A 26,368-nucleotide genomic window follows, 5' to 3' on the forward strand; every position below is an offset into this window, starting at 1 on the left:
CAGTTAGTTAAAGAAGTAACTGGAAAACAGAATCCCTAGAACAAAAACGAGTAGGAGTCCCAGGTAAAGTGAAGTCCGGTTCAGTTCAACCGGTTGATTGTTGGGATTGGGGGTTCTTTCCATGATTTTCTCTTAGCGTTGAATAAACTGCATTGCGGCGATCGCGCCCAAAAAGAAAACAGTAGGCACAGCTAGGGTGTGAACTGCCAGCCATCTGACGGTAAAAATTGGGTATTGTATCGGTTGATTATCAGTTGTATTCATAATTTCAAACTACTTGCCAATAAATTCTTCAACTTGTTGTTTTGCTTCATAACGGTTATTCACAATCGGCAATTCTTGCCGTGGTTGTGGATAATACTCGTTAGGGCGAGGTGTGCCAAACACATCGTATGCCAAACCTGTGCTGACGAATAACCAACCTGCAATAAACAATGCTGGAATGGTAATGCTATGAATTACCCAATAGCGAACGCTGGTAATAATATCCGAAAACGGACGTTCTCCAGTACTTCCTGACATTTAGATTCCTACCTGCCTTTTCAAAGATGTTTTAACGCGTAGACTTCTTAGTTTTACCTAAGTACACTACATCTCATCTGGATGTTTGCCCCAGACGGGACTACTACACACTCGCCCGATTGGGTTCGTGTCTATTTAGATTTTTTACATGAATTCATTATCCTATAAAGTTAAGAAAGAGTTACATCTTGCAACTTCTTTCTCAGAAATTAAGCAATGAATTCGTAAAGTTTTGTTACACTAAGCTGCATCAGATTTAGTAGCAGTGGCAATATCTGGTTGATACTTTAATAAATAACCGCGATCGCCAATTACAAATCCCTGCTCAGGTGAAAAGAAAACTATCTTATAAAAATTAGCAGGAATTCCTTCTACATCCCGATCTTTTTCCCAGGTTTTGCCACCATCAGAACTGCGTAACAAATTACCGCTACCACCACTAACCCAAATTTCATCTGGTGTGCGATAGGCCATATCAAGTAAGCCCCAACTGGTAGCTAGTTCTGGATTTTGTGGCTCTAGCCATTTTTCACCATCAGCAGTTTCGCTGAACTGGATCTGGCCTCCCCGCGCTAGCATCCACAAACGCCCATTTTCATCAAAGCCCATATTCTCTACCCGTCGAGAACTATTGCGGTTGTGAGGAACCCATGCATTTTGCCCTGGTTCCCAAGTCGAGTAGAAATTTCCTTTGGCGGAAACAGCAACATATTTACCGTCAGCAGAACGTTCCAGATTGCGAACTACACCAACAGCTTCTTCTACTTGGGCTTTCCAATTTTGCCCACCGTCTGTGGTTTTATATATTGCTCCCACATCGGTAGCCATTTCTGCTGAATTTGCTCCTTGGGCAATAATACTAATTGGGTTCCCAGGTAACTTTTCACTTAGAGGAATTCGCAACCACGATTTACCTTCATCAGTACTATGCAGCAACAGAGCTGGTTCACCAACAATCCAGCCTTCTTGACCTTTAAAACTGACAGAGTTAAAGCGGTACTTGCCCTCATCTAATTGCAGTTTGATTGGTTGCCAAGTTTCACCACCGTCTTTGGTTTCCAACAGAGTAGCGTTACTGCCTACCAAGAAACCATGCTGGGGATTCCCAGTAAAAGCAATGTCTAACAATTTGGCATCTGTGTCTACAGAAATTACCTCCCAAGGGTTGTAACTTGTAGAGGGAACCTTACTACAACCGACACATATTAGAACAACTGCAAATAGGGCAATTAGTTTGTGCCAAATTTTCATTCTTGAAAGCATTTGTATTTATTAGTTTTTTGTAAATTTAGTTTATGCTTACTGAGTGAGGGGAAACAGCGCTAGTTTCCCCTGGAAAAAAGTGAGAGTCTGCCTTTGGGCATTGCCCCCATCTTAAAAACGCGTCCTACTGTAAGCCATAAAGACTAAGGAAAAACAAGACAGCAAGAGCTAAACCCCCAAAAATCAGAATACTTTTCTGAGTGGGGGTCAAGTTATTGACACCGAAACCATAACCGAGATTTTCTTGGAAGCCAGAAGCTTTACCCGCAGGGCCGACATTGGTAAAAGCGTTCTTCTTGGCACTACAAACCGGACAACGCCAAGTTAGCGGCAGTTCAGCAAAAGGTGTGCCTGGGGCAATGTCATGTTTTTCGTCCCCTTTGGTAGGTTCGTAAACATAACCGCAGGCACGACACTCATAGCGGTCTAAAAGCGGATTTTCAACAGCTTGTTCGCTCATGGCTGTGGCATGGGTGAGGGTCAAAGCTTAAATATACGTTAAAAATTATGACATAACTGTTAGGTTTTTCTATAACAAGCAAAAACGAATCAAATAAACTCTGAGTCTGTTTTCCAAAACTCAGAAATACTAAAAATATATAATGTAAAAGAAAGTAACAGGTTATTTCCACCCATAACGGTAGATATTCATTGTGTTTGTCCTCAGCGGTTACGAGTACCTTCTAGGCTTCCTCATTATCTGTAGCTTAGTGCCTGCCTTAGCTCTGGCGGCATCTAAGCTACTGCGACCCAGTGGGCGCAATCCAGAACGGCGCACCACTTACGAATCCGGCATGGAACCAATTGGTGGAGCTTGGATTCAGTTCAATATTCGCTATTACATGTTTGCGCTAGTGTTTGTAGTATTTGACGTAGAGACGGTGTTCTTGTATCCTTGGGCAGTTGCTTTCCATCGTCTTGGTCTACTGGCATTCATAGAAGCGCTTATCTTCATTGCAATTCTTGTAGTTGCTTTAGTTTACGCATGGCGTAAAGGAGCCTTGGAATGGTCTTAGATGCTAACTTAACAGCCAAAGATTTGGAACAGCAGCAAAAAGAGCGTATTCTCAACCCCATTGGGCGTGCGACAGTGACTCAGGAACTGTCCGAAAACGTTATTTTAACTACGGTTGATGACCTCTACAACTGGGCACGTCTTTCTAGTCTTTGGCCTTTGTTGTTTGGTACAGCTTGCTGCTTTATTGAATTTGCAGCATTGATTGGTTCTCGCTTTGACTTCGATCGCTTTGGACTTATCCCTCGTTCTAGTCCCCGACAAGCTGACTTAATTATTACAGCCGGAACAATCACGATGAAGATGGCACCCCAACTGGTGCGTCTGTATGAACAAATGCCAGAACCTAAGTACGTAATTGCGATGGGAGCTTGTACGATTACTGGCGGGATGTTTAGCGTTGATTCCCCGACAGCAGTACGTGGAGTTGATAAACTGATTCCGGTGGATGTATACTTGCCTGGTTGTCCGCCACGCCCAGAAGCGATTATCGATGCAATTATTAAGTTACGCAAGAAAATCGCTAATGATTCCATGCAAGAGCGGGGCGTAATTAAGCAAACTCACCGCTACTACAGTACGACTCATAGCATGAAACCAGTGTCACAAATACACACTGGTGAGTATTTGCTCTCTGATACTCGTGTTGCACCACCGAAGGAATTGAGCGAAGCGATCGGTATGCCTGTACCACCTGCTTTGTTGACAGAGAAAAAGGAGGAGGTAAACCGTGGCTGAAGAATCAAAACCTGTACCAGCGCAGGAACAATCTCCAGTTATCGCAGCAGGTAAAGTTTCCCAGTGGTTGACGGAAAACGGCTTTGCTAACGAGCCTTTGCAACCTGATGTCAACGGTGTAGAAATTATTAAGGTAGAAGCAGATTTCTTGTTGCCAACTTGCACTGCTTTGTATGCCTACGGATTTAATTATCTCCAGTTTCAAGGTGGGATTGATTTAGGTCCTGGACAGAAATTAGTCAGCGCCTATCACTTGATTAAAGTCAGTGATAATACTGATAAACCAGAGGAAGTACGTATCAAAGTTTTCTTGCCACGAGAAAATCCGAGAGTTCCTTCAGTTTACTGGATTTGGAAGACAGCTGACTGGCAAGAGCGCGAGTCTTACGATATGTTCGGGATTGTTTATGAAGGACACCCGAATTTGAAGCGAATTTTAATGCCAGAAGATTGGGTAGGTTGGCCCTTACGTAAGGATTACGTTTCGCCTGATTTTTACGAGTTGCAAGACGCTTACTAGTAGTGAATAGCATCTCATGCTGTTGACCCCCTTCTCCGTAGGTGGAGAGGGGGGTGGTTTTTTGTCACGCAAAGGAACGCGGAGGTACGCAGAGTGCGATCGCTCGGCTAAGATAGGTGATGATGGGAATGTTCAAATGTCATTGGTTAAGGCGTAATGTTGCGATCGCGCAGCAGGTAATCAATCTAACAAACAGCAAAGCGATCGCTTGTTCCTCTACAAACTTAGAACGCGATCGCTTTATCCCGCCAAACCTACATCTTACCTTTCTGCATTACTTCCTGAAGATGGCGGCGGATCTCTTGTGCTTGCTCGATGTCAGACTGACGCAGTTTTTGGAACAATTCTACACAAGGCTGAGAACCAGCTTGTTGTGCATCTTGGATATAGGTGTCGTAAGCCTTAATTGCTTGGCCTTTATTGTGTAAAACGGTCAAAAAGTCGTACTCTAGGTCGCTAATAGGATTTTGAGATTGTCTTTCTCTAGTTTGAGTCATTGATTCACCCTCCTTTAGGCTTTCTATATTCACTTCTACTCGCCCTGAAAGAGGTGTTCATCTGTCCAGAAGCGTATAAAAAGAGGTGGGGAGATGGGGGAAAGTGGAGAAGTGTGAGGAGTGTGTAGACGCGCAAGCGACTTCCCGCAGGGTGGAGTGGGGGGAGTCAAGATGTTCTCCCTTGTCCTCCTTGTCTCCCGTCTCTCCGTTGTCCTTATCTCCTTTTTTGCATCGACGCGGGTCGCTCAAATTCACACTCTTTTTGCAGTTGATTATCCTCAAAGTAGACAATCGGACAAGATTTTGTGTTAGCACTAATGCAATCCATATGCGGTGTTTTGGCACACACTATTAGTAACCCGCCAAGAATTAACAATAAGGCACAAATTGACGCACCTTGAATCCAAGAAATTTCCAACGCTCCATGCACAACTACTTCTCGGAGTACTGATACAATTGTGACTTCAACTGCCACACCTACAGCAATGCTGTGTTCCTGTAAGTAAATTATTAACAATCGAAATAATTCCACCAAAATCAAGATGAATAGGATTTTGGCTGTCACTTGTTTATATTCGAGTTGTTGTGTGAGGGCAATAAATATCGACCATAGTTGCATCAGCATGACGCCAAACAAGCTTAAACACAAGATAACCACAATCAAATCTTGGAAAGCTTCCATATTGCGGACTATCCAGTGTCGATCAAACCAGCGATCGCAAAACAAAAATTGACTTTTGGGGCGCTTTCTCATGAAATTTCCATTTTGGTATTGGGACAACTGTTGACACACCAGCCAGTCCACCCAATACTTTTATTTTGGCAGAACTGGGGATTAACGGGACAAGGAGAATACGGGGGACAAAACAATTCAAAACTCACGTATTGCCAACAGAGACAAAGAAGACAAGGGGGACAAGGTAAATATCACACTCCTCACACTCCTCACACTCCTCACACTCCCCCCACTCCACCCTGCGGGAAGTTGCTTGCGCGTCTACACACTCCCCCATCACCCACCTCCATCCATATACCCTCAATTAATAAAGCTTTGTGATAATATGGGAGACTGCTGCATAAATTTAGAAATAGAAAATTAACTGGATCATGGCTCTGACGCAACAGCGCAAACAAGAGATCATCTCACAATACCAAGTACACGAAACCGACACAGGCTCAGCCGATGTTCAAATTGCCATGCTGACGGAACGTATTAACCGTCTCAGTGAACATCTGCAAGCCAACAAAAAAGACTTTTCTTCCCGTCGAGGGTTGTTAAAGTTGATCGGTCAGCGTAAACGTCTTTTATCCTATATACAGAAAGAAAACCGAGAACATTATCAAGCTTTGATTAGCCGTCTCGGTATTCGTGGATAGGAACCCTTTATATGTCTGCTGAATCTGACCGCTTGCCATTTGAACCGAACAAAAAGCGCCAAAAACCTGCCAAAGCAGAAAGTAAACCCCCGATTGTCAAGCAAGAGTCTGTAAAAAAGGAAAAGAAAAAGCCACGTTATCGCAAAGAAGAAGTTGCAATTCCTCAGGTAGTCAGCCAACGAATGATGCGTCGTATAGCTGGTTTTGCTGGAGTGCCAACTTCTTTAGGTATCATGACCTTGGTTGTCAGCTATTTCCTTTTAGTTAACACCGATATCAAACTACCTCCCGTTGCCGTTTTATTGGTGAATATGGGATTTTTTGGTTTGGGTGTATTAGGTATATCTTATGGTGTTCTTTCTGCTTCTTGGGATGAAGATAGAGCCGGAACTCTCTTGGGTTGGAGTGACTTCACCGTCAACTTGGGACGGATGGTGTCAGCTTGGCGCGAGTCTCGGCAGAAAAAAAATACATAATTGCTAGCGCTCAGATATTTAAATAATTGCTGGTCTGGAAATAAGTATCTTTCCAGCATATTGGGTAACTTTGAGAAAAGTGTTGAAGTTTAACAACTTCAACATTAAAAAATTAATAAAAAATTAATATTTCTTACCCAATATAGCAGTGGCAAAACTACTGAGCGCTCTATTCTTTATTTCTTCTTATGACCTAGCGCAGGAAAACTTGGCGTCTTGGCATCTTGGCGGTTCAACAAACTAAGCTTTTGGTCAATTCTCACATAAGTACTATTTTCACAAAATCTAAACTCGGATGAGGCTTTTTAAAGTTAATATTTTTTAAATATATGTGATTGATTAAAGTAATACTATGAAATTCGTAACAATCAATAGAGAATTTGTGCTAAAGCGTAAAGAACAAACTAGCAACTAGAAACATTAAATAAATTACTTAGATATTAGATAATAATTAACAGCAACTAGCAATTAGCAACTAACATGATTGTAGTCATGAAAATTGGTTCCCCTGAAGCGGAAATCAACCGCGTTAGTGAGGAACTCGCCACTTGGGGGCTGACACCAGAAAAAATTGTTGGTAAACATAAGGTTGTCATTGGTCTAGTTGGCGAAACAGCCGACTTAGATCCCCTGCAAATTCAAGAAGTTAGTCCTTGGATTGAGCAAGTATTGCGGGTAGAGCAGCCTTACAAACGGGCTAGCCGTCAATACCGCCACGGCGAAGCATCTGAAGTAGTAGTAAATACGCCTGATGGGCCTGTTACCTTTGGCGAACACCATCCCTTAGTAGTTGTGGCTGGGCCCTGCTCCGTCGAAAATGAAGAAATGATTGTTGAGACAGCGCGGCGTGTGAAAGCTGCGGGAGCTAGATTTCTGCGTGGAGGTGCATACAAACCCAGAACTTCACCCTATGCTTTCCAAGGTCATGGTGAAAGTGCTTTAGAATTACTAGTAACAGCGCGGGAAGCTAGCGGGCTGGGTATCATTACTGAAGTTATGGACGCTGCCGACCTGGATAAAATCGTAGAAATTGCTGATGTTGTCCAGGTAGGTGCAAGAAATATGCAAAATTTCTCTCTACTTAAGAAAGTAGGGGCGCAACCGAAACCAGTTCTGCTCAAGCGGGGGATGTCGGCAACGATTGAAGAATGGTTGATGGCTGCTGAATATATCCTGGCGGCAGGAAATCCAAATGTGATTTTGTGTGAACGAGGGATTCGCACCTTTGATCGCCAATACACTCGTAATGCTTTGGATATATCAGCAATACCTGTTTTGCGAAACCTAACTCATCTGCCGATTATGATTGATCCTAGTCACGGTACTGGCTGGGCTGCTTATGTACCTTCGATGGCAATGGCATCTATTGCTGCTGGGTGTGATTCCTTAATGATTGAGGTTCACCCTAATCCGAAGAAGGCTTTGTCAGATGGTCCTCAGTCGTTGACACCGGAGGCTTTCGACCAGTTAATGCAAGAACTAGCAGTCATTGGTAAAGCTGTGGGACGCTGGCCACAACCTGCTGTGGCTTTAGCTTAAAGACACCAAGAAAGACACCCACAAAGGGAGGCGCGGTGACATTAGGAGTTTCTATATATTCTCCAAGTCACCGCGTCTATTTCTACCTTATTGAAAATAATATTACACCTTCTGCCTTCTCATACCGAGTTGCATTCATAGATATTACCTCACCCCGCCTTTGGCACCCCTCTCCTTACTAAGGAGAGGGGCAGGGGGTGAGGTTTTTAAACACAACTTGGTATCAAACTAGCGTCTTCTGCTACCAAAGCCAGTAGAACGACGAGTTGGAGAACTACGTCCGCTACCAAAACGACTGCCAGTGTTGCGTCTAGTAGAACTAGAGTTACCAGATGGTCTTAGGGTACTGCTACCATAACCAGAACCAGTCGGGCGATTACCAGTAGTGGTGCGTGGTGTCGTGCGTACAGTAGAACTATTGGGAGTTCTCCGGAGGTTTCCTGTAGTACGGAAAGCTGTACGATTTCTAACTACTGCTGGTGGTTGATTGTAACGACGCTGATAGCTTGTAACCGCATCATCATAAGTTCTGCCATAACCACCGTAGCCAGTTAACACTACTCCTGGCTGATACACAGGTGGTACATAGTATTGGGGTCTGAATAGGAGACTACCCAAAGCTTGACCAGCTAATGCTCCAGCAAAAGGAGACCAGAAGCCACTTTCTTGACGGACAACTACTGTTTCCTGTTGTCCAGTTTGAGGATTTGTCTGAGTTTGGGTGACGTTGTGGATGTACTCAATTTTGAAGTCTTCTGTTAGGTACATCACCGGCTGTCCATTTTCCACTTTGAGGTAAGTTTTTTTACCTTGCTTAATTTCGTCATCGGTCAGCCGCGCCATTTGCAAATTTTCGGTTCTGACAGTTGGGGGCGTCGCGTTGAGTAAAAATAGAGTGTATACTCCGTCAGCATCGTCATAAGTAGCTTGTTGTACTGGATACTGACCATCAGCTAACTTATTTATGTTGGTTGTTTGGCTAACATTGTTTGCTTGCGACTGATTCTGATTTGTTCCACCGCCGCAGGCAACTGTGGTTAAACACAAACTCAATGTTAAAACAATTACTGTGAATTTACGCAAAATTTTCATCAGCATTTGACTATCTTCTCATCCTCGAGCTTAACAATTTCTCGATCAAAGTGGTAATTGGTAATTACTAATTGCTAATGGGTGAAAACTCCCATTCTCTAACAATTACAAAGGTATCAACTCTGGGTAGTATTGCAAAAGCTGATCGTTAGTGAGTTCATCACCTAATTGAGCAGGTGAAAAATGTACCTGAATTGCTTTGAGTTTATGGTTATAATGCAAATTTATCAAGGCTTTTAAAGCTTCTTTGAGAGCGTAAATATTGGCTAGATCAGTTTCTAATTCTGGTACTTCTCCTGTATATGCAACTGTGATCATCACCACAACATTGCGTGTTACAGGTATAGAAAAAGAGTCATTATAATCAGACTCAGAACTGAAATCTGGCTCACTTTTATAACGTTGGGCAGAGTCTGTAAATAATTCATTTACATAATCTCCCGCTTCGCCTTCATTCCAAAATACTTCGCCTTCATTGGCAGCAGAAAGCCAGTATTCATCGTATTGCAGTAGAGTTTCACAAAGTTCTACTAATCCTTCTCCCAAAACATTGAGATCACCATCAGAATCCATTGCTTCCCGCGCACCACGATTTAATACTCCCAAAATTGGTGCAACTTCAGAACCCGCTAAATGTAACATAATACGACAAACTACATAGCGAGTCTTACCCATCATTCTATTAAATGATTCGCGCATTTTTCCTCCTCATATTTGGTTAGTTGTTAGGGGTTAGTAGCTAGTATTTATATAGTTTTTTTACCACTAACCAATGTACGGACAAAGTATTTGTAAGAAGATATTTAGTTCTTAACAATAAATACTCATACAAATGCTTCACCCCTACTATCTACTATCTATGAGCTTATGTAATGAAATCCTTTGATAAAATCAATAATCATACTTGCCGAAGGTGTAATTGCTTTGGTATTGCTTAGAGAGTTGCCAACATTTTTAGATGCATTGATGTCATAGTTATCAATAAATCTACCAAATTGTGGATGATCATGGATAATCAAACTTTGGGCACTGGAATTAGTTAAAGTTGTCTGGGTTGGTGCTTGGAAAAAGTTGATTTTTGTTGTAATTTTAAGTATATTTACTAACTCTTTAATGACAGCAGTATTTTCTATAACTTGTTCTATTAATGTAGTCAATTGCTGGCAGTGCTGAGGAGTGAATGAAGTAATATGAGGAACTTTTTCACTCTTGATTATTGCCAATAGTGTACGAATATTGTTTTGGGTAGTTGTCGAATCTTGGAAGGGAAGAATTGCCATGTAAGCTGTGGGTAATAAATTGAGATCACTATCTACACGAAATGTAAAAACTGTGCGACGACGCCCAATTTCCATACTAGGAGGTTGTTTTAATTCGCGGTATTGTTGAGCGATTTGGTGATAAGCTCCAGCAATGGCAAAATTCGCTTCATGATCCAAGGGTTTATCGATAACAATCCGAATTGTTGGTGGAGTTTCGTTAAAAAATTCCCGTGATGCTTCGGTGTTGAATTTTTGAATGATCGAGCGATCGCCACTCGGACTAAGATCAACCCACTCACAAATCATACCCTCAGTTTTTAAACCAAATCTGGAGGTCGAATAAAGTTTTGCGCCTGTTAAAGTTGCTCCTGATAAATCTGCACCTACCCACTCGGCTTTAATTAATTTGGCCTGAGTCATATCAGCATAAACCAAACTAGCATTGGTTAAATTGGCATTGCTTAAATCCGCCCCAATCAGATTCGCACCACTCAATTTTGCCTCACTTAAATCTGCCCAACTCAGATTTGCCCCATTTAAATCTGCCCAACGCAAATTAGCCCCACTCAAATTAGCCCCACTTAAATTACTATGGCTAAGATTAGCCTGTCTCATTTCTGCATTTCGGCAATTCGCACCACTGCAATCGGTACGACTCAAGTCAGTGTTATTTAAATTAGCACCCTCTAAATTTGCTTGTGTTAACAAACTATCCCTCAAATTCGCCTCGTTCAAATTAGCGTAGCGCAGTATAGCGTGCCGAAGTGAAGCTTCTCTAAGATCCGCACAACTGAGATTAGCTGCAAACAGATCAGCACGACTGAGATCAGCACGAATTAACTCCGCACGAATGAGGGAGGCTGACTGGAGTTGGGCGCGACTCAAATCTGCTCGAATCAAATTGGCGACATTGAGACTGGCGTGGTTGAGATTGGCTTGATGAAGATAAGCACCACTTAATCTAGCTACATTGATTTGGGCATGACTAAAATCAGTACCACACAGATGGGAACCACTGAGATTAACAATACTCAAATTAGCATGACTAAAATTTGCTTCATTGAGTTTGACACCACTGAGGTTAGCTTCACAAAGATCAACACTGCGAAAATCTCTTTCTCCTGCTTCGTATTTTGCTAGCAATTCCTCTAAAGTCATTGTAGTTACCTCACCGGATACCAACTCGAATAGTGGGTAAAGTTGTGTATCTTAACTCGTAATTGAATTTCAATCAAAATCACAATGAAAATTGGTATTTTAGGACTCGGACTAATTGGCGGCTCTTTGGGTTTAGATTTGCGATCGCATGGACATTATGTGTTTGGAGTCAGTCGCCGGGAATCAACTTGTACCAAGGCGATCGCCCTTGGTAGTGTAGATGAAGCATCTGTTAACATGAGCTTGCTCACTGCCGCAGAGGTTGTATTTATTTGTACACCAATTGGACTTATTATTCCCACAATCGAGCAGTTAATCGCTCATTTACCTGCTAATGTTGTGATTACCGATGTCGGTTCAGTCAAAACACCGATAGTCAAGGCAATTTCCCCCCTGTGGACAAATTTTATCGGGGGACACCCAATGGCGGGTACAGCCGAAAGTGGTATTGAGGCTGCACAAAAGTATTTATTTGTTGGTCGACCTTATGTATTGACGCCAACAGCGACAACCCCAACAGATGCAATATCTTGTGTGGAGAAAATTGTCAATCAACTGGGGTGTAGAGTTTACCATTGTCCTCCAGAAAATCATGACCGGGCAGTGAGTTGGATTTCTCATTTGCCAGTCATGGTGAGCGCCGCTTTAATTGTTGCTTGTTTGAGTGAAAATGATTCCCAGGTATTGCAATTAGCCCAAAACCTCGCTAGTTCTGGCTTTAGAGATACGAGTCGCGTCGGCGGCGGCAATCCAGAATTAGGGATGATGATGGCACAATATAACCAACAAGAATTGTTGCGAACGCTCCGACAATATCGCCATCATCTCGACGAATTTATTCACCTAATTGAGCAAGAAAATTGGACAGGCTTAGAAGAATTGTTAAAGTTAACTCAATCTAATCGTCCTAATTTTGTCGAAGATTGTTAATAGTTTTAATGATTAGTAGATAAAAGTTAGTAATACCCATGACTGCTGAGGCAACTGTTACAATAGCCAAAGTGAAGAAAAAAGTCAGAGTGTAAATCCAAGCTAGTTCTTCTGGCGTGACACCGAGAAGACTAAATAATATTTGACTGGATGTAACTAGATCTGCCTTCTTATGCTAAAACGGCAGCTAGCAAAAATAAACTATCTACCAAAATTGTACTCAACACGGCTCCGCCAAAAGCATACCAGTGGTATTGTCTTCTACCTAAAGGTAAAATTCCTACCATCGTGAGAACCATAGCCAGAATTAATGCCCAGGCTACTCCCCAAGGCGTTTGTACTCGTGCGACTGCACTCTGTAAAATTAGTGGCACTAATTCTGGTTCTACTCGCATAATTTGTCGCCAATGCGGCATTAAATTTACTAAATAGAAATACACATCAGTTAAGGCAGTACCAAGTAAAGAACCTAAATAAAACCAGTTACCGATTTTTCCCCTGTTTCGACGCAGACACCAGATTGCAAACGGTAGACCTATAGACTCTACTGGTAAATGCCATAAAGGCTCCCAACGCAACCAACCCCAGTAAATTGAACCAGCTAACCAGCTCCAGCTAAACCCAAATAATAAATCTCCCCAATGGTATGTTACAGAACGTGACATTAATAAGAAACTCAGCCACACCCATAAAAATGTGAGACCAATACTCAACCAGGGTAGCGATCGCACCAGAGGGGCTTCGATAAATACTGGTACGGATACCAAAAATATTGCTGCTGCAAATATTAACCAAGTTTGCCGAGCCAAGGCAAACATGCCAAGCGGAGTTGAGGCATTCACCTGACGATGTGCAGAGGCGGAGAATGTCTCCGTCTTTGTTTTGCTGCCAGCAGAAACTGTGTATGAGGACAATGTATTATCAACCAAAGTTTATTAATATTATTTACTTAACTTTATCTTATTTAATATACCACAACATATATCCCCCCCAGGGGCATAATGATTACATCTTTTATCATACAGCGACTTTTGAGCGAGAAAACCACATTTTCAATAAGGACACAAAGACGTACAGAAATAGTCAATTATTACATTCCAGCATCAGAGCGTCTTTGAGAAAATACTCTTTTGAACTGACTCCAAAGATGTAAAGTTGGATAATTTGGTAAAGTTAGGCAGCCATTTCTGGAGTCTGGTTAATGGGAACAATGTTTGTAACAGATGGAGTAGAATTTTTTTTGCCTATAGGAAATCATCTGATGCAAACAGCGGGTAATGCTGTTGCGGATGAATCCAACGTACTTGGAAAAATAGTGCAAGGATTTATTTTAGGTATAGTCCAAGGTATTACGGAATTTTTGCCTATCAGTAGTACCGCTCACCTAATCATATTTCGGGACGTTTTAGGTTGGAAGGCGACATGGAGTAAGACAGCAGTTGATGGAATTCAGCTTGGCAGCGTTTTTGCAGTACTGATATATTTTTGGAAAGATATTCGCAACATTTTGGGGGGTGCTTGGTTAGCATTTCAGCAGCAGGAATGGCAGCGATCTGAGTGGAAAATGTTTGTGGGGATTGTGATTGGGACGTTTCCTGCATTATTAGGTGGTTTAGTACTCAAGAGTTTAGATGTTGAGTTAGAAAGTCCCTTGATGATTGCAGGAATGTCAATTGTAATGGGGATGTTGTTGGGTTTGGCGGAAAAATTTGGCTCGCGCAAGCGTGGCTTTGAAGAAGTAGAAATTAAAGATGGGATGATTGTAGGTTTAGGACAAATGATAGCTCTTCTACCAGGGGCTTCCCGTTCTGGTTCAACCCTGACCACAGCCTTATTTATTGGCTTGCAACGAGACACTGCTGCCCGATTTTCATTTTTGCTAGGCTTACCAACACTAGCGATCGCAACAGCTGTTCAAACTAAAGACGTACTCCAAGAATCGCATATGTTCTTGCCACTATTAATAGGTATCGTCTCAACCTTTGTCTTTTCCTATTTATCAATCGCTTGGTTGCTGAAGTTCCTGCAACGGCGAAGCAGCTGGGTATTTGTATGGTATCGCTTGGGGTTTGGAGCAGCAATCCTGGGTGCAATTAGTGCAGGAGTTCTTTAGATCAAGTCATTTGTCATTTGTCATTAGTTATTAATCCTTAATTGAAAACTAATGACCAATGACTGATAATTCCTTGATGGTATAAGAAAGCAGATTTATCCGTGGAGTCAATCCAAAATCTAAAATCTAGAATCCAAAATCGAATGACTACTATTCGTCCGGCTCGAATTACCAAAGTATTATCCGATTCGATTGCAGCAGAAATTGGTTTTGAAGTTGGGGATGCGATCGTCAGTATCAACGGCACACCTCCCCGTGATTTAATTGATTATCGATTTTTGTGTGCGGATGAGATTTTAGAACTAGAAGTCCTAGACGCCACTGGCAAAACTCATCACATTGAAATTGAAAAAGACTACGATGAGGATTTAGGGTTAGAATTTGAAACCGCTTTGTTTGATAATTTAATCCAGTGCAATAATCGTTGTCCGTTTTGTTTTATCGATCAACAACCACCAGGTAAACGCTCAAGTTTGTATCTCAAAGATGACGATTATCGCTTAAGCTTTTTGTATGGTTCTTACCTGACCTTAACTAATTTGACAGAACGGGAATGGCAACGTATCGAAGCAATGCGGCTATCTCCATTATATGTGTCGGTTCACGCCACAGAACCCGAAGTCAGAATTAGACTTTTAAAAAACCCTCGGGCGGGACAAATTTTGCAGCAACTCAAGTGGTTTCAACAAAGACGACTGCAAATCCATGCCCAAGTAGTAGTGTGTCCTGGTATAAATGATGGCAACCATTTGGAACGAACCCTGAGAGACTTAGCATCATTTCATACAGGTAAAGTGCCAACAGTTGCTTCTGTCGCAGTAGTACCAGTGGGATTAACCAAGTTTCGTCCCCCAGCAGACGAACTCACACCAGTTACTAGAGAAAAAGCGCAAGAGGTAATTAAACAAGTGCGATCACTTCAGCAGCAATTTCGGCAAAACTTTGATTATACATTTGCTTGGTTAGCTGATGAGTGGTTTCTAATTGCCCAAGAGGAATTACCATGCGAATCTGAATATGAAGACTATCCCCAAATCGATAACGGTGTTGGCTCGATTCGCTTGTTTATCAAGCAGTTTATGCAAGTCGCAGATGAATTACTCCCACCAAAAATACCAGGACAAAAAAGATTTACCTGGGTGGTGGGTAACGCTGTAGAACAAGCATTTCAACCAATTCTCGAACGGTTGAATTCAGTAGAAGGTTTACAAGTAAACATGCAGGCTCTCAAGAGCGATTATTGGGGACAAAATATATCCGTGACAGGGTTGCTAACTGGACATGATTTACTGTTAAATTTACAAGGGCAAGATTTAGGAGATGGAATTTTGCTACCAACTGTCATGCTAAAACATGGCGAGTTGGTATTTTTAGATGATATAAATGTAAATGATTTAGCCCGGCAATTGGATACAAACATATACCCAGTATCAGGCATAAAAGAAATAATAGAAACTTGTGTTAAATAGTTGGTTGTTGGTTGTTGGTTGTTTTTATCCAAACAACAAACAACCGTGAACAAATAACTAACTATAAGTGAGGAGTGGATATTGAAGTGCCAAATAAAAAACTAGTAAAAGATAAATATAAGAATATTAAAACAGTTGGATTATTTATTTTTAAAATAAAATTTACACTCTACAATCTACTCACGATTACACCAGCAACAGCTACGACTGCTGAAGAACCTATAATCAGTATTGTATATACCCAAGAAAATGCTAGTCAGTGGGCAGGAATAGAAAATCGTTTACAAGCAATAGGTGTAAAGTACTGTGTAATTTCTTTAGATAACGTCAAGAGTGCAGCAGATTGGGGCGATCGCCCGGTGTTATTTTTGCCAAATGTAGAGAGTGTATCACCAACACAAGCGATCGCCTTAGAAGAATGGATGAGAAATGGTGGACGTTTGATTGCTAGCGGTCCAGTCGGGGGTTCATCAGCACCAGGAGTACGTCAACTGCTGCAATCCCTCTTAGGTGGATATTGGGGATTCAGCTTAGACTCTCCTCAAAAACTACAACCTTCATCAGAAATAACACGGAATTTGAACAGTCCAGATGAACTGCTGGGTACAGTGCGTGGAGGTGTGATGATTCCCAATACTGTAGCATCGCAAACAGCTGCTGTTTGGGATGCCCAAGATAAACCTCCAGCAGTATTAACTACAGAACGCTCCACTTTGTTAGGTTGGCGTTGGGGACTAGATGCCGCTTCTGGTGTACAAACAGATACTGCTTGGTTAAAAGCTGCACTCAAGCGGCATCTCAGGAAGTTTTCTATATATATGAATAGAGTACCAGGCGGTTCGCAAAACTGCTCTACCTCCGTCGTCGCCACCACTCCCCCTACTTCCCGCACTCCCCCCACTCCCCCTCCTCAAATTACAGCCACTGCTCCCCAACCCCGACCTCTACCTAGTATTACGTTCCCACGTTCAGATGAAGCTATTGATCAACTGGAACAAAGGGTGCGTTTGGATGTGGAACCGAAATCCAATGCACCTATTAGTCGTAATGAAGCGATCGCTCTCCAGCAACAGTTAGAAAATCTCATTGGTCGAGTAGAAAGCGCCCACTTAGCAGCTGCAATACACAATGGTAATTCCCAAGTTAGCAAAGCACAGCAAACGCAATTTGCCTCAATTAAATCTGGCGCACCAGTCCAGAGTACTGAACAAGTGTTGACCCAAGCCAGGGAAGTGGCTAAAAACTTGCCGCAGCTCATCGCCCAAAAACAGTATGCTCAAGCGCGATCGAATTGGGTAATGGCCAAGAATTCCTTATGGCAGCAGTTTCCTGTGGATCAGAAATTGGCTCAACCAGAAATCCGTGCAATCTGGCTGGATCGCGGTACAATTGTCCGGGCTGGCAGCGAAAAGGGATTAGCTGCAATTTTTGATCGCTTGGCTCAAGCAGGATTTAACACAGTATTTTTTGAAACAGTTAATTCTAGTTACACAATTTACCCCAGTCAAGTTGCACCCCAGCAAAATCCCCTCACTCGTGGTTGGGATCCTCTAGCAAGTGCCGTGAAATTAGCCCAGCAACGGGGTATGGAATTACACGCTTGGGTCTGGGTTTTTGCAGCTGGGAATCAACGCCATAATCAAATTCTCAAAGTTGATCCCGATTATCCGGGACCAGTACTTGCTGCTCATCCAGATTGGGCAGGCTATGATAACCGTGGTCAAATGATTCCCCCAGGTCAAAGCAAACCCTTTTTTGACCCAGCTAATCCCGAGGTGCGACAGTATTTACTGCGACTGTATGAGGAAATTGTTACCCGCTATCAAGTTGATGGTATTCAGCTAGACTATATTCGCTATCCCTTCCAAGATCCCAGTGCCGGAAGGACTTACGGCTATGGTAAAGCAGCAAGAGCTAAGTTTCAGCAGCTGACGGGTGTAGATCCGGTCAATATTTCTCCTAGTCAAAGGGAATTATGGCAGAAATGGACAGAATTTCGTACCCAGCAAGTGAATAGCTTTGTTACCCAAGTGTCTAAGCATCTGCGGGCGAAACGACCTAACTTGATTTTATCGGTAGCGGTATTTCCCTTACCAGAACAAGAACGTATTCAGAAAATTCAACAGCATTGGGAAGTTTGGGCAAGGCAAGGTGATATTGATATAGTTATTCCCATGACCTATGCTCAAGATACTCTCCGGTTTGAGCGATTGGCACAACCTTGGATTGCTTCCTCAAAATTAGGCTCTACTTTGCTAGTACCAGGAATTCGTTTGCTTTCTTTACCAACTATCGGAGCGTTTGACCAAATCCAATTAGTCAGGGACTTGCCAATCAGTGGTTATGCTCTATTTGCTGCGGAAAATTTTAACAACGAATTGCACACAGTTTTCAGCCGCACTCAAGGTAGAGAACAAGGTAGGCAAAAAGAACCTATTCCCTCTCGTCAGCCTTTTGCTGCTGCTGCTAGTCGTTATCATGCTTTGCTACGGGAGTGGAAGTTTGTTTCCCAAAACGATGAACTAAAACTATCAGCGATCGCAGCTGCGGACTTTAATACTCAAGCAGAAGTTTTACAAAGTGCTTTAAATCAGCTGGCTGCTGAGCCAAATGCTGGTAAATTAGTGGCAGCAAAAGCTAGTTTGGCTCGTTTTCAGTTCCAATTTCGGGTATGGATGCGATCGCAATCTGTGGCTAACCCCTACCAAGTCAAAGCTTGGGAAAATCGTTTGGTTGCGATCGAAAGGCTGTTACGTTATGGGGAAAGAACTGCGGGATTTTAAGATTTGAGGTTAAACGCAGTCCCGATGAAACAATGCAACCTCACCCCGTCCTATCGGACACCCCTCTCCTTGCTAAGGAGAGGGGAAAGGGGTGAGGTTACTCTAGTTTTTTTACAACTGGTGCAAAGTTTTTGTTTTTAGTGATTTTACTGTTGTCATAAGTTATTTTATTAACAAAAAATAAAATAACTCTCAATTTATAACCTAGTTTTTTGCAAGGAAATGTTACGAATTTAACCCAGAAAATACTAGAAGATAGTTAAATATGCTACTGCTATTCAATTTTTATTGCTAAAGGCAATTGCAATTATGCACGCCTTAACTCAGTTGGTGTCTCTGCCGTCAATAGATACCGTAATAGATTTTTCGCCTCTGACTGTAACACCAGATACATCCTTACTGGATGCTGTGGCACTCATGCATCAGCAGCAAGCAAGTTATGTCTTAGTGGTAGAGAACTTGTTCACAGATAAAATGCGGGTGTTGGGATGGTTCACAGATCAAGATGTAATTAGATTGGTCTGTTGTAAATTTGACTTTCCAGCCGCCACAATTTCGCAGGTAATGAGTGTTGCAGCAATCTCACTGAAATATAGTCAAGCTCAAGTTAATGATATTACTTATTTAATTTCATTTTTACAGCAGTATCAATTGCCTTTACTACCAATTGTTGATGAAGAAAGCCAACTAGTTGGAATAGTTACATTCAAAACTATTTATCAAGCACTACAAATTACCCCCAGTTCTCCCTGTCAGCTAGTAGACACCATCGAACAACTACGTTTATTTGAGTCAGCCGTCGTCAATGCTAATGATGCCATTGTGATCACCACAGCTGACGCACTTGATGAACCTCTTGGGCCACAAATAGTTTACGTGAATGAAGCCTTTACCCGGATCAGCGGTTGGTCAAGTGCTGAAGTTGTAGGTAAAACACCGCGAATTTTACAGGGGGAATTGAGCGATCGCACCCAATTAGACCGCATTCGTACCGCCTTACAAAATGGTTTACCAGTTAAAGCAGAATTAATCAATTACCACAAAAATGGTTCCACATACTGGATTGACATTAACATTGTTCCTATAGCAGATGCACAAGGCAAAATTACTCACTTTGTTTCTATACAAAGGGACATAACTGAACAAAAGCAGCAAAACATAGAACTAGAAACAAGAGTAGAGGAACGAACACAAGCTTTACAAAAAAGTGAAGAACGCTTTCGCTTCTTAGTGGAATCTATTCCCCAACAAGTTTGGATTGCTCAGCCAGATGGCTATGTAGAATACATCAACCAACGTATGCAGAATTACTTGTGTTGTACACAAGAAGAAATGTTGGGCTGGAAGTGGCAAAATTGGGTGCATCCTGAAGATTTATCTAAATGTTTGGATGCTTGGCATAACTCTATAGTTACAGGTGAACCATTAGAATTGGAATTTCGCTGGTATAGGGTAACTGACAAAACATATCGCTGGCATTTAGCACGTGCAGTACCCCAGCGGGATCAAGATGGGAAAATATTAAATTGGTTCGGTACAAATACAGATATTGATGATCTAAAAGTGACAGAGTCTGTACTGCGGCAGACTCAAGCACAGCTACAGGCTATTTTAGATAATTCTCCAGCCATTATTTATGTTGTAGACAATCAAAATAGATTCTTACTAGTTAATAGCCAGTATGAAAAAGTATTTAAATGTTCCAAACAGTTTCTCAGAGGCAAAAGTATATACAAATTTTTCCCACGTCATATAGCTGATGAGTTTGCGAAGAATCATCGCAAAGTTCTTACTACTGGTAAGCCGATAGAAGCAGAAGAAATTGTTCCCCAAGAAGATGGTTTACATACTTATCTTTCGATCAAGTTTCCTTTAAAAGATGCTAATGATGTTCCCCGTGCCATTTGTGGCATTTCCACAGATATTACTGATCGCAAGCGAACAGAAGCCAACCTGCTTTTGCGGGATCGGGCGATCGCTGCTAGTAGTAACGGCATTGTGATTTGTGATGCTAGACTGCCAAATTTACCAATCATCTATGCTAATCCTGCCTTTGAGTACATCACTGGTTACTCTCCAGAGGAAGTCATCGGTCGCAATTGTCGTTTTCTGCAAGGAAATGATACCAATCAACCAGAAATCCAAGAACTGAGAAATGCTATCCAGCAAGCAAAAAATTGTACCGTAATTTTACGTAACTATCGTAAAGATGGTAGTTTATTTTGGAATCAATTAAGTATTTCTCCGGTATTTGATGCTGATGGCAATTGCACTCATTACGTTGGCATTCAAAATGATATTACCGAGCGTAAGCAGTCAGAAATGGCATTAATGGTATCGGAACAACGGTTGCAATATTTACTGTCTGCAACTCCAGCTGTTATTTATACTTGTAAACCTTATGAAGATTATGACATTACCTTCATGAGTGAAAATGTGATTGCCATGCTGGGTTATGCAGCAAAAGAATTTACGGAAAATTCTGAGTTTTGGAGCGATCGCATCCACCCAGAAGACAAATCCCATGTTTTTACGGAAGCAGCAAACTTATTGAAGCAGGGAGAATGTATCTGTGAGTACCGTTTTTTACACAAAAATGGTAATTACATTTGGGTATACGATCAATTCAAGCTTGTACGAGATGATACTGGTAAACCCCTAGAAATTGTCGGTTATTGGGCAGATATTAGCAAACGCAAGCAATTGGAAGAGGAACTAAGAACAGCATTGGAGAAAGAAAAAGAACTCAACGAATTAAAATCTCGTTTTGTTACCGTGATTTCCCATGAATTTCGTACACCGTTGAGTACCATCCTTTCTTCTTCAGAGTTGGTAGAACATTATCATCACAAATGGACAGAAGAAAAATTACTCTCCCATATACATCGCATTCAACACAGCGTTAAACATATGACTGAGATGTTAAATGATGTGTTGGTGATTGGTAAGGCAGAAGTGGGAAGAATAGATTTTAAACCGACATTACTAGATTTGGTTGAGTACTGCCGTGACTTACTCCAAGAATTGCAACAGGATGTTAATACAGAACATGCGATCGCCTTTCACTGTCAATACGAATCCATATCCTGCCACATGGATCAAAAATTGTTGGGACACATTCTCAGAAATTTACTCACGAATGCGATCAAATATTCCCCCAACAACAGCATCATCACATTTACTCTCACTTATCAGGAAGATCGAGCTGTATTTGAAATCAAAGACCAGGGAATTGGTATTCCCCAAGAAGATTTACCAAGTTTGTTTGAATCTTTCCATCGTGCTGCAAATGTTGGCAATATCCCAGGTACTGGTTTAGGACTAACAATTGTCAAAAAATGTATAGATTTGTGTCAGGGTGAAATTTTTGTGAACAGTGAAGTGGGAGTAGGAACAACCTTTACTGTTACTTTACCATTAAATAATTAATTTTCAATTTTTTCTTGATAGATGTTTGTTGTTCAGAAAAATTCTAATCAATAAAAAACAATTAACCACTAAATACTAACAATAAACTAATAAAAATATGACTAAAATCTTAGTAATTGAAGATGAAAATTCAGTTCGTGAAAACCTTGTTGAATTACTGGAAGCAGAAGATTTTGAAACTATTGATGCTGCTAACGGTAAACTAGGAATAAATTTAGCTTTAACAGAAGTTCCTGATCTGATTTTGTGCGATTTGATGATGCCAGAACTTGATGGTTATGGTGTATTAACCACTTTACGTCAAGAACCGCTAACAGCAACAATTCCGTTTATTTTTCTGACTGCAAAAGCAACTAAAGCTGACTTTCGTCAAGGCATGGAATTGGGTGCAGATGACTATCTCACGAAACCATTTACTCGTGCTGAATTACTGAGTGCAATTGATGGGCGTTTACAAAAACAAGCTACATTAAAACAATATTTTTCTACTAGTCCACAACTCAAAGCTTTTAATTCAGAAATGCTGGTTGTCAAAAACATTTTACACGGAGCGATTGAGCAAGGACATTTTCGACAATTTTTTGTTGAGTATCAACCACAAGTAGATATTCATTCTGGAAAAATCATTGCCGCAGAAGCTTTACTTAGATGGCAAAGTCCAGAATTGGGAATAGTTGCGGCTTCTGAATTGGTTCCCTTAGCAGAATCTACAGGGTTAATTATTCCTATTGGTGAATGGGTTTTAGAAAGTGTTTGCCAACAAAATCAAGCTTGGCAAAATGTAGGTTACTCTCCCTTGTGTATAGCTGTTAATTTTTCAGCCCGCCAATTTACTCAACCAGATTTGATTAAAAAAATTGTTCATTTTTTAACCGCTAATAATTTGGAACCACATTACCTAGAATTAGAGCTTACAGAAAGCTTGATTATGCAAGATATTAATGCCGCGATCGCTACAATGAATGAATTGCGTTCCTTAGGCATCAAAATAGCTGTTGATGATTTTGGTACAGGTTACTCTTCATTAATGTATCTCAAAAAATTACCTATAAATAAGTTAAAAATTGATCGTTACTTTATTCACAATGTTGCCAACGATCCACAAAAAGCAGCTATTACAACAGCATTGATTCAAATGGGTCATAATCTGAATCTTCAGGTCATTGCTGAAGGTGTAGAAACTGAGTTAGATCTGGAGTTTTTACGACAACATAACTGTGATGCCATGCAAGGTTTTCTCTTTAGCCGTCCTGTTACAGCAGCGGAATTTCAAAAGTTTTTAAGTAGGTGAGCTGAAATCAAGCAAACTAGTTAGGGTTGTGACTTGTCCTTTGTCTTTTGTCATTTGTAACAACCAGTAACTATTTATCAATGACTATTGACTAATAACCAATGACTCATGAAGTATTGCTTTTACACCGATTTACCCTTAGTAACAAGTAAAAGCTTACAGCATTGCTCCTCAGTTTGCCTAATTTGACAATGCTATAAGCTTCGTGGGTATGTTCATTTGGCTGACTTAATTTCATTATCAACAATCAACGTTTGAGATCATGTTGATTTTTGAGTTTAATTTATGTACTTGTTGTATGATTTGTATGCAAAATTGTAAAGAATTATAAGAATTATTTGATACATTATAAACAATCAAGCTGTTTGCTGGTTATTTGTGTAAAATAGATTTAGAAATTGATTCATAGATGATTTACACAAAATGTGTACTTTAATATATTTACTTAAATTTTTTGTATAAATAAACACATTAATACTACAAATAGTAAGTTGATATAGTAAAACAATGGCAAAGCGATCGCTGCAAGCATCAGCTGAGGGGATAAGAAAAGCTAAAGAGGCTTTTCGACGTAAAGGCTGGACTCAGGAATATTTAGCTGGTGAAGTAGGTTTAGAAACTCGTCAGCCAATTTGGAAATTTTTTACTGGCAAAGCTATTGATCGTCAAGTTTTTCATGAAATTTGCTTGGTATTGGGATTAAATCCAGAAGAAATTGCTCAACAGCCCCCTGATGAATCATTGTCTTTGGAAACAATCTCAGGAAATACTTCAGATATTGAAGCTTTAGTGCAAAAAGCACGCTTTGCTAACTACGAAAAAATTCAAGCCCAGTGTGGAACTCTACATCTTTTGGATATTGCTCGACCTATTGTTTTAGATGATCTTTATGTAGAAGTCAATATATTTGAGGAAATCACCAGCAAAAGGTGGCTGGAAATTACTGACTTACAAAGGCTAGATTCTAATAATTTTGATCGTTTTAATTTAGATAAGTTTAATAAACAAAGAATTGCTGGTTTAGAAGCAGTTGCCAAATACTCTAAATTGATGGTGTTTGGCAAAACCGGTTCTGGTAAAACCACCTTTTTACAATCGCTTGCAGTTCGTTGTAATCAGGGAAAGTTTAAATCAGATTGTCTACCCATTTTTATCAGACTCAAAAGCTTAGCTGAAAATACTAGCGATAATCATCCAATTAGTTTATTGCAATATATTTATGAGGAATTTAGTGAACAGGGTATTTCCATCTCAGAAATTTTGACCATATTTGCTCAAGGAAAAGCATTAATATTACTAGACAGCCTAGATGAATTAAATGAAGAAGAAAGCGATATAATTATTAGAGAAATTCATCATTTTGCTGAAAGATTTTACAAAAATACAGTAATTATTACTTGTCGCCTCGCTGCCCAGCGATATCAGTTTAATGGTTTTACTGAAATTGAAATAGCTGATTTTAGTAAATCGCAAATCATAACATTTGCAGATAAATGGTTTGTAGCGGTAGCTAAAAACTCTCTATGGGAAGGAAAAGCTAAGGCTTCTGAGTTTATAAAAAAATTAGAATTGCCAGAAAACCAACAAATATTAGAATTAGCAACAACACCAATTTTACTAAATCTTACTTGCTTGGTTTTTCAATTTTTAGGTGATTTCCCTGCCTTACGCTCAGAACTTTACAAGCAAGCATTAGAATTATTGTTAGTTCGTTGGGATGAAGCCAGAAGAATCAAAAGAGATGAATTTTATCGCAATCTATCGTTGTTAGATAAAATTAAGTTACTTTGTCGTTTAGCAGCTACTACATTTACTGAAGGAGATTACTTTTTTCCAGCAACTAAAATCCAACCTCTCATAGCCGACTATCTGCGTCAACTTCCCCATGCATCCACAGATCCAGAAGCTTTACAACTTGATAGTGCTGCTGCATTAAAAGCTATTGAGGCACAACACGGTTTATTGCTAGAACAAGGACGAGGTATTTATTCTTTTTCGCATTTAACATTTCAAGAATATCTAACTGCCAGAGAAATTGTTGCTGCTGGAAATTATCAAACTCTGCAAAATTTTGTTACTCATATAGGAGAAAAACGTTGGCGAGAAGTTTTTTTGTTAGCTGCGGGAATGATGCAGCCTGGAGATGAATTATTGTTATTAATGAAACAAGAAGTTGATAATTTAGTGATTTCAAATCAAAAATTGCAGAAGTTTGTGAAATGGTTAAATGAAAAAACTTCAATAATTAATGCATCTTATTACCCAGCTAGTGTGCGCGCTTTTTATTTTACCCTTGCTCTCCCGCCAGATTATCCTCTTGCTTACAATCAAAACTTAGCTTTATCTCTAGATAGTAGATTATCAGGAAATTTAGCTATTGATTTAGCTTTAGACTTGGCATTAATCCATGCTCTAGCTATCAGTTTGAGGATGAATACTAATATTTTCTATCAACGCTTATCTGCGATCGCACTTGCTCTTGATTTACAACATCTACTACAAGATCGTCCAGTTCTCCAACAATCACTACAAAATCTACACGATGAACTTCCGACACCTGAACAAAGTAGACATGCTTTAAAAAGTTGGTGGGAAAAAAATGGAGAAACATGGACTAGTAAACTACGCAATTTAATTATTAGCGATCGCCAAATAGGACATGATTGGCAGTTTGATGAAAATGAATTGCAAATATTACAGCAGTATTGGAACGCGAACAAAGTTTTAATAGATTGTCTCAATAATGCTGGTAATGTTAGTTTGGCGACAATCAAATCAATAGAAAAAAAATTGTTTTTAATTGATAGGCATCATTCATTGTGAGGCGTTTGTTGGTGCTTCGTTCGACTGTAGACTTAGTGGTAAACAATAAATCTTCTCAGTATATTTGCCAA

At 40.6% G+C, this 26,368-nt stretch carries 25 protein-coding genes; 14 read left to right on the forward strand and 11 right to left on the reverse strand.

From position 1 onward, the window contains the following. Positions 1-3 precede the first annotated feature (3 nt). The 5 genes from NIES592_RS18140 to NIES592_RS18160 all read right to left on the reverse strand — a co-directional run bounded on the left by NIES592_RS18140 (position 4) and on the right by NIES592_RS18160 (position 2,245). Positions 4-123 carry a photosystem II reaction center protein L gene (locus NIES592_RS18140; protein ID WP_010997988.1) on the reverse strand — a complete coding sequence of 40 codons (120 nt, stop codon included), beginning with the start codon at positions 121-123 and terminating at the stop codon, positions 4-6. 9 nt (positions 124-132) lie between these two features. After that, the gene (psbF, locus tag NIES592_RS18145) at positions 133-264 is read right to left on the reverse strand and encodes a cytochrome b559 subunit beta (RefSeq protein WP_009460051.1); all 132 of its coding nucleotides are present in this window, start codon (positions 262-264) and stop codon (positions 133-135) included. Between the two features lie 9 nt (positions 265-273). Then, positions 274-522, reverse strand: coding sequence for a cytochrome b559 subunit alpha (psbE, locus tag NIES592_RS18150; protein WP_009460050.1), 249 nt, complete (start codon positions 520-522; stop codon positions 274-276). A 240-nt stretch (positions 523-762) separates the two neighbouring features. Continuing rightward, a complete protein-coding gene (locus NIES592_RS18155; RefSeq protein ID WP_073556492.1) occupies positions 763-1,773 on the reverse strand; it encodes a photosynthesis system II assembly factor Ycf48 in 1,011 nt (336 codons plus the stop codon). Between the two features lie 136 nt (positions 1,774-1,909). Continuing rightward, complete coding sequence (locus NIES592_RS18160; protein WP_009460048.1) at positions 1,910-2,245, reverse strand: rubredoxin; 336 nt, start codon at positions 2,243-2,245, stop codon at positions 1,910-1,912. 193 nt (positions 2,246-2,438) lie between these two features. Here NIES592_RS18160 and ndhC point away from each other — a divergent pair, with 193 nt between their 5' ends. From ndhC to NIES592_RS18175, 3 genes are read left to right on the forward strand one after another with little or no spacing between them, the layout of a single operon-like run. Next, the gene (gene ndhC / locus NIES592_RS18165; protein ID WP_009460047.1) at positions 2,439-2,801 is read left to right on the forward strand and encodes a photosynthetic/respiratory NAD(P)H-quinone oxidoreductase subunit C; all 363 of its coding nucleotides are present in this window, start codon (positions 2,439-2,441) and stop codon (positions 2,799-2,801) included. Beyond that, on the forward strand, positions 2,792-3,538 hold the full coding sequence (locus tag NIES592_RS18170; protein ID WP_009460046.1) for an NADH dehydrogenase subunit K: 747 nt from the start codon (positions 2,792-2,794) through the stop codon (positions 3,536-3,538). The genes ndhC and NIES592_RS18170 overlap by 10 nt, the downstream gene beginning before the upstream one ends. Then, positions 3,531-4,058: an NAD(P)H-quinone oxidoreductase subunit J gene (locus tag NIES592_RS18175; RefSeq protein WP_073556493.1), complete on the forward strand. Its 528-nt coding sequence runs from the start codon at positions 3,531-3,533 to the stop codon at positions 4,056-4,058. The genes NIES592_RS18170 and NIES592_RS18175 overlap by 8 nt, the downstream gene beginning before the upstream one ends. Positions 4,059-4,312: 254 nt before the next feature. Here NIES592_RS18175 and NIES592_RS18180 read toward each other — a convergent pair whose 3' ends face one another. Next, positions 4,313-4,555 carry a hypothetical protein gene (locus NIES592_RS18180; RefSeq protein WP_009460044.1) on the reverse strand — a complete coding sequence of 81 codons (243 nt, stop codon included), beginning with the start codon at positions 4,553-4,555 and terminating at the stop codon, positions 4,313-4,315. A 214-nt stretch (positions 4,556-4,769) separates the two neighbouring features. Then, positions 4,770-5,309 (reverse strand): phosphate-starvation-inducible PsiE family protein, encoded by a 540-nt coding sequence (locus tag NIES592_RS18185; protein ID WP_073556494.1) that lies wholly within the window; start codon positions 5,307-5,309, stop codon positions 4,770-4,772. Here NIES592_RS18185 and NIES592_RS24665 point away from each other — a divergent pair. The 4 genes from NIES592_RS24665 to aroF all read left to right on the forward strand — a co-directional run bounded on the left by NIES592_RS24665 (position 5,253) and on the right by aroF (position 7,947). After that, positions 5,253-5,612 carry a hypothetical protein gene (locus NIES592_RS24665; RefSeq protein ID WP_178379581.1) on the forward strand — a complete coding sequence of 120 codons (360 nt, stop codon included), beginning with the start codon at positions 5,253-5,255 and terminating at the stop codon, positions 5,610-5,612. The two genes, NIES592_RS18185 and NIES592_RS24665, sit on opposite strands and share 57 nt — an antisense overlap. Before the next feature lie 50 nt (positions 5,613-5,662). Continuing rightward, positions 5,663-5,932: a 30S ribosomal protein S15 gene (gene rpsO, locus NIES592_RS18190; RefSeq protein WP_009460042.1), complete on the forward strand. Its 270-nt coding sequence runs from the start codon at positions 5,663-5,665 to the stop codon at positions 5,930-5,932. Positions 5,933-5,943: 11 nt separating this feature from the next. Next, positions 5,944-6,408, forward strand: coding sequence for a PAM68 family protein (locus NIES592_RS18195; RefSeq protein WP_073556495.1), 465 nt, complete (start codon positions 5,944-5,946; stop codon positions 6,406-6,408). Between the two features lie 480 nt (positions 6,409-6,888). After that, a complete protein-coding gene (aroF, locus tag NIES592_RS18200; protein ID WP_062250247.1) occupies positions 6,889-7,947 on the forward strand; it encodes a 3-deoxy-7-phosphoheptulonate synthase in 1,059 nt (352 codons plus the stop codon). Between the two features lie 228 nt (positions 7,948-8,175). Here the strand turns inward: aroF and NIES592_RS18205 are convergent, their stop codons facing one another. From NIES592_RS18205 to NIES592_RS18215, 3 genes are all read right to left on the reverse strand, one after another. Beyond that, positions 8,176-9,045, reverse strand: coding sequence for a hypothetical protein (locus NIES592_RS18205; RefSeq protein ID WP_062250250.1), 870 nt, complete (start codon positions 9,043-9,045; stop codon positions 8,176-8,178). Between the two features lie 99 nt (positions 9,046-9,144). Further along, positions 9,145-9,738: a DUF1517 domain-containing protein gene (locus tag NIES592_RS18210; RefSeq protein WP_009460038.1), complete on the reverse strand. Its 594-nt coding sequence runs from the start codon at positions 9,736-9,738 to the stop codon at positions 9,145-9,147. A 158-nt stretch (positions 9,739-9,896) separates the two neighbouring features. After that, positions 9,897-11,459: a pentapeptide repeat-containing protein gene (locus NIES592_RS18215; RefSeq protein ID WP_073556496.1), complete on the reverse strand. Its 1,563-nt coding sequence runs from the start codon at positions 11,457-11,459 to the stop codon at positions 9,897-9,899. 84 nt (positions 11,460-11,543) lie between these two features. Between NIES592_RS18215 and NIES592_RS18220 the strand changes: the two genes are divergently transcribed. Then, a complete protein-coding gene (locus NIES592_RS18220) occupies positions 11,544-12,389 on the forward strand; it encodes a prephenate/arogenate dehydrogenase (protein ID WP_073556497.1) in 846 nt (281 codons plus the stop codon). Positions 12,390-12,559: 170 nt separating this feature from the next. On the opposite strand, the gene NIES592_RS18225 is transcribed toward NIES592_RS18220, so the two are convergent. Then, positions 12,560-13,207 carry a DUF3120 domain-containing protein gene (locus tag NIES592_RS18225; protein WP_073556498.1) on the reverse strand — a complete coding sequence of 216 codons (648 nt, stop codon included), beginning with the start codon at positions 13,205-13,207 and terminating at the stop codon, positions 12,560-12,562. A gap of 383 nt (positions 13,208-13,590) precedes the next feature. Between NIES592_RS18225 and NIES592_RS18230 the strand changes: the two genes are divergently transcribed. The 6 genes from NIES592_RS18230 (at position 13,591) to NIES592_RS18255 (ending at position 26,297) form a co-directional block, all read left to right on the forward strand. Then, complete coding sequence (locus NIES592_RS18230) at positions 13,591-14,502, forward strand: undecaprenyl-diphosphate phosphatase (protein WP_073556499.1); 912 nt, start codon at positions 13,591-13,593, stop codon at positions 14,500-14,502. 143 nt (positions 14,503-14,645) lie between these two features. After that, positions 14,646-15,971 (forward strand): TIGR03279 family radical SAM protein, encoded by a 1,326-nt coding sequence (locus NIES592_RS18235; protein WP_073556516.1) that lies wholly within the window; start codon positions 14,646-14,648, stop codon positions 15,969-15,971. Positions 15,972-16,057: 86 nt separating this feature from the next. Beyond that, the gene (locus NIES592_RS18240) at positions 16,058-18,754 is read left to right on the forward strand and encodes a family 10 glycosylhydrolase (RefSeq protein WP_371915109.1); all 2,697 of its coding nucleotides are present in this window, start codon (positions 16,058-16,060) and stop codon (positions 18,752-18,754) included. 309 nt (positions 18,755-19,063) lie between these two features. Then, positions 19,064-22,183, forward strand: coding sequence for a PAS domain S-box protein (locus NIES592_RS18245; protein ID WP_073556500.1), 3,120 nt, complete (start codon positions 19,064-19,066; stop codon positions 22,181-22,183). Positions 22,184-22,280: 97 nt separating this feature from the next. Then, positions 22,281-23,474 (forward strand): EAL domain-containing response regulator, encoded by a 1,194-nt coding sequence (locus tag NIES592_RS18250; protein ID WP_073556501.1) that lies wholly within the window; start codon positions 22,281-22,283, stop codon positions 23,472-23,474. Positions 23,475-23,981: 507 nt separating this feature from the next. Beyond that, complete coding sequence (locus NIES592_RS18255) at positions 23,982-26,297, forward strand: NACHT domain-containing protein (protein WP_073556502.1); 2,316 nt, start codon at positions 23,982-23,984, stop codon at positions 26,295-26,297. Positions 26,298-26,368 lie beyond the last annotated feature (71 nt).

The sequence above is a fragment of the Fischerella major NIES-592 genome (assembly GCF_001904645.1).
In the GTDB taxonomy this organism is placed as follows: Bacteria; Cyanobacteriota; Cyanobacteriia; order Cyanobacteriales; family Nostocaceae; genus Fischerella; species Fischerella thermalis.

What these genes read in the sequence shown, in the direction of transcription:
- NIES592_RS18140 (WP_010997988.1), bottom strand. Translation starts at nt 123, where the DNA reads ATGGAAAGAACCCCCAATCCCAACAATCAACCGGTTGAACTGAACCGG.
- psbF (WP_009460051.1), bottom strand. Translation starts at nt 264, where the DNA reads ATGAATACAACTGATAATCAACCGATACAATACCCAATTTTTACCGTC.
- psbE (WP_009460050.1), bottom strand. Translation starts at nt 522, where the DNA reads ATGTCAGGAAGTACTGGAGAACGTCCGTTTTCGGATATTATTACCAGC.
- NIES592_RS18155 (WP_073556492.1), bottom strand. Translation starts at nt 1,773, where the DNA reads ATGAAAATTTGGCACAAACTAATTGCCCTATTTGCAGTTGTTCTAATA.
- NIES592_RS18160 (WP_009460048.1), bottom strand. Translation starts at nt 2,245, where the DNA reads ATGAGCGAACAAGCTGTTGAAAATCCGCTTTTAGACCGCTATGAGTGT.
- NIES592_RS18170 (WP_009460046.1), top strand. Translation starts at nt 2,792, where the DNA reads ATGGTCTTAGATGCTAACTTAACAGCCAAAGATTTGGAACAGCAGCAA.
- NIES592_RS18180 (WP_009460044.1), bottom strand. Translation starts at nt 4,555, where the DNA reads ATGACTCAAACTAGAGAAAGACAATCTCAAAATCCTATTAGCGACCTA.
- NIES592_RS18185 (WP_073556494.1), bottom strand. Translation starts at nt 5,309, where the DNA reads ATGAGAAAGCGCCCCAAAAGTCAATTTTTGTTTTGCGATCGCTGGTTT.
- rpsO (WP_009460042.1), top strand. Translation starts at nt 5,663, where the DNA reads ATGGCTCTGACGCAACAGCGCAAACAAGAGATCATCTCACAATACCAA.
- NIES592_RS18195 (WP_073556495.1), top strand. Translation starts at nt 5,944, where the DNA reads ATGTCTGCTGAATCTGACCGCTTGCCATTTGAACCGAACAAAAAGCGC.
- aroF (WP_062250247.1), top strand. Translation starts at nt 6,889, where the DNA reads ATGATTGTAGTCATGAAAATTGGTTCCCCTGAAGCGGAAATCAACCGC.
- NIES592_RS18205 (WP_062250250.1), bottom strand. Translation starts at nt 9,045, where the DNA reads ATGCTGATGAAAATTTTGCGTAAATTCACAGTAATTGTTTTAACATTG.
- NIES592_RS18210 (WP_009460038.1), bottom strand. Translation starts at nt 9,738, where the DNA reads ATGCGCGAATCATTTAATAGAATGATGGGTAAGACTCGCTATGTAGTT.
- NIES592_RS18215 (WP_073556496.1), bottom strand. Translation starts at nt 11,459, where the DNA reads ATGACTTTAGAGGAATTGCTAGCAAAATACGAAGCAGGAGAAAGAGAT.
- NIES592_RS18220 (WP_073556497.1), top strand. Translation starts at nt 11,544, where the DNA reads ATGAAAATTGGTATTTTAGGACTCGGACTAATTGGCGGCTCTTTGGGT.
- NIES592_RS18225 (WP_073556498.1), bottom strand. Translation starts at nt 13,207, where the DNA reads ATGTTTGCCTTGGCTCGGCAAACTTGGTTAATATTTGCAGCAGCAATA.
- NIES592_RS18230 (WP_073556499.1), top strand. Translation starts at nt 13,591, where the DNA reads ATGGGAACAATGTTTGTAACAGATGGAGTAGAATTTTTTTTGCCTATA.
- NIES592_RS18235 (WP_073556516.1), top strand. Translation starts at nt 14,646, where the DNA reads ATGACTACTATTCGTCCGGCTCGAATTACCAAAGTATTATCCGATTCG.
- NIES592_RS18245 (WP_073556500.1), top strand. Translation starts at nt 19,064, where the DNA reads ATGCACGCCTTAACTCAGTTGGTGTCTCTGCCGTCAATAGATACCGTA.
- NIES592_RS18250 (WP_073556501.1), top strand. Translation starts at nt 22,281, where the DNA reads ATGACTAAAATCTTAGTAATTGAAGATGAAAATTCAGTTCGTGAAAAC.
- NIES592_RS18255 (WP_073556502.1), top strand. Translation starts at nt 23,982, where the DNA reads ATGGCAAAGCGATCGCTGCAAGCATCAGCTGAGGGGATAAGAAAAGCT.